3 protein-coding genes are annotated in these 3,138 nt (G+C 72.7%); all 3 read left to right on the top strand.

Translation table 11 applies throughout. From position 1 onward, the window contains the following. Positions 1–251 (top strand): OmpA/MotB family protein (locus VF794_RS40740; protein ID WP_331119298.1); only part of this gene is annotated, 251 nt, incomplete at its 5' end. Between the two features lie 3 nt (positions 252–254). Further along, positions 255–1,958, top strand: coding sequence for a FliG C-terminal domain-containing protein (locus VF794_RS40745; protein WP_331119300.1), 1,704 nt, complete (start codon positions 255–257; stop codon positions 1,956–1,958). Between the two features lie 11 nt (positions 1,959–1,969). After that, positions 1,970–3,138 (top strand): hypothetical protein (locus tag VF794_RS40750; protein WP_414641022.1); only part of this gene is annotated, 1,169 nt, incomplete at its 3' end.

Below are 3,138 nucleotides of genomic sequence, written 5' to 3' on the forward strand. Positions count from 1 at the left end.
CCCTGCCCAAGCGCGCGGTGTCCATCGAGGGCTACACCGACGACGTGCCCATCCGCACCCCGCGCTTCGCCTCCAATTGGGAGCTGTCCTCCCAGCGTGCCATCAACGTGCGCTCCGCGCTCGAGCAGGGCGGCGTGGGCCGCGAGCGGATGTCGGTGCGAGGGTTCGCCGATACGCGCCGAGTGGAACTTCAGGGCGCGCCCGAGGTGCGGCGCGCCGCCAACCGCCGGGTCGTCATCCGGGTGGAATAGCCAATGATTCGCTTCTCTCGACATCTGTTCATCGCTCTCTGCGGCCTGGTGTGTACCGCCGCCCTGGCCGCCCCCTCCACGCCCCAGGCCCGCCTGCGCGCCGAGGCCGAGGAGCGCTCGCGCGCCGAGGTCTCCGACCTGCTCCGCACGCTCTGCCCCGAGCAGTGCGTGCTCGTCTCCGTGGAGGCGCGGGTGGAGGAGGAGGCCGTGGGGGGAGCCACCCCGGGCTTCGAGACCCTCTCCGGTGGGGCCACCCTGCCCAGCCTGCGCTCGGTGTCCGCGCGCGTGCTGGTGGACAGCAAGCTGCCGGGGCCCTTCCGCACCCGCCTGAAGGACCTGGTGGCGCAGCGCCTCAAGACGGTGGCGCCGCAGTCCACGGTCGAGGTGGAGTCGGTGGCCTTCCCGCCCCGCAACGCCCCCCACCTGGAGGCGCCCCCGCTCGAGCCGAAGCCGCAGCCGCCCGCGGCCACGTCCCCGACCCCGGAGTCGGAGCCGAAGGAGGTGCCGCCCCTGGAGCAGCGCTTCGCCGAGCGGCTGCTGGACGCGGCCCCGCTGCTGGTGGTGGCGGTGCTGTTGGCGCTGACGGTGCTGGTGCTGGGCGTGCTGCTGGTGCTGGCCGCCCGTCGCCCGTCGCCCGCTCCGGGCATGGAGTACGGCCTGCCCGAGGAGCCCCTGCCGGCCCCGGAGCCCGCCCCCGCGGCCGCTGCCCCCACCACCGAGTACCCGGCGGTGCGGGCGCGGAGGCTGGAGCGGACGCTGCGCGAGGAGCGCGCGGTGCGCAACACGGTGGTGCGCGAGGCGCTCGCCCGTGGCGAGCTGCGGCAGGTGGCCCTGTGGACGCGGGAGATGGGTGACTTCCTCCTGGAGGACCTGCGAGGAGACGCCACCTTGAGCGCGTCGCTGTCCGGGCTCGGCGCCGAGCTGGGCCGGGTGCCTTCGGTGGACGCGGGCACGCGGGCGGCGGCGCTCTATGAGCTGGAGGGCCGCTCCCTCGCCGCGCGGCTGGCCCAGGCGGACGACTCGGTGGAGGCGGCCTTCGCCTTCCTGGAAGCGGTACGGCCCGAGCGCTTCGCGACGGCATGCCAGGGGCTGTCCTCGGGGGCCCGGGAGGTGGCGCTGCGCTTCGCTCCCGCGTCGCTGCGTGCGGTGGCGCTCCAGGCGCTCTCGCCCACCCAGCGCGCGGAGCTCGCGCTCGGCCTCGCCCGTCAGCCCGAGCTCAGCACGCGGTATGCGCTGGCGGTGGCGGACGAGCTGCGCTCCCAGCTCGCCGAGACGGCCGGCGGGACGTCTCAACTGGAGCGGGTGCTGGGCGAGGTGCTCGACACGCTGCCCATGGCGGAGCAGGACCGGCTCCTCGAGCGGCTGCGGCACGAGGGCGGGGAGCGGCTCACCTCGTCCCTCTTCACCGAGTCCAGTCTGGTGGGGGCTCCGGTGGAGGTGCTCGGCGCGGCGCTGCTGCGGCTGCCTCCGGCGCAGCTCGTCACCTACCTCAACGGCGCGGAGGGCTCTCTGCGCGAGAAGCTGCTGGCGGCGTGCCCCACCTCGATGCAGCGGGAAATCCGGGAGGAGCTGGGGATGCGCGGCACCGAGCGTCCAGAGGAGTTCACCGCCGCGCGAAGAGAGCTGCTCTCCAGCCTGAAGGATGAGATGTTCCGCCGAGGTTTGAACGATACTCGGAGCCGCGCGCAGGCCGGGCGCGCCAACTGAGGGGGAGCCATATGCGCGCGCTGGGACTGGTACTCGTCGTCGCCGTGACTGGATGCATCATCGAGCCGCCTTTCGATCCCAGGGCGGATGCCGGGGCGCAGCTCGATGCGGGGGTGGATGGTGGACGGGACAGCGGCACGGGTGGCTTTGATGCCGGTGGTGGCGGGGGTGGGGGTGGGGGTGGGGGTATCAACTGGGACGGCGGTTTCGTCTGGTTGGACGGCGGTTACGTCCCGTGGGACGGCGGCGCTGGTGGTGGGGGAGGCGGTGGAGGTGGAGGCGGTGGCGGTGGCGGTGGCGATGGTGGATTCGGATTGGATGGCGGTACCGGTGGGGTCAAGGACGGCGGTTCCACGGAGCCGACGCCGACTCCCTTCCCGGGCAGCGGGCTGAACGGTTACTCGGGCACGGGCGTGCTCTGGCTCGTGCGCATCGACCGGGGGACGGCGAATCTGGCCGCCTCCTATGCGACGCTCATCCAGGGGATGACGGCGCAGCTGGCCGCGGAGGGCTTCGATGTTCGGGTGACCGGCGTGGCCTCGCTCTATGAGTCGCGCCTGTACTGGTCCAAGGCCGGCAAGGATCTGTCGACCTCGGAACTCCAGACCCTGCTGGAGAACGCGGCCACCTCCGTTGGCACGGCGCCCGGGGTATGCAGCACGGCGGCGCTGGCGGATGTCGGAGGACGGCTGACCTCGGTGCCGGTGATGCCTCCCTATGCCAGCGGCCCCTCGAGCACCATGCCCTTCAAGTCTCCACTGGGCGCACTGCTCGTCGTCATGCTCGACCACGGTGCCCGCCCATCGGGCTACGGCGCTTCGGATTGCGGTACGGGCACCACGGATCCCGCGGGTTGGTTCGGTGGTTCGCGCAGCCCCACCATCTGGCTCAACCGCGCCACCACCGGTGCCTGGAACCTGCCGCGCTCGCAGACGCGCTTCCTCTTCGTCTCCACCTCGGAGAGCGAGACCTACGAGCAGATGCGTGCCCGCTGCGCGGCCATGAGCTCCTTCCCGCGGACCGGGCTCGATGCGATCAGCCCCTCGGCCCGGTCCTTCTACGCGCCCTTCACCATCGGCCTGGAGAGCTACCAGGACGGGTTGGGGACCCAGGAGGACCTGTGCAACGCCGTGGCGGGTGACTGGGCGGGCCTCTCGCGCGGGCTCGCGAAGGACTGGGC

Origin of the sequence: Archangium sp., from assembly GCF_036389735.1 — a bacterium.
Lineage (GTDB): Bacteria > Myxococcota > Myxococcia > Myxococcales > Myxococcaceae > Archangium.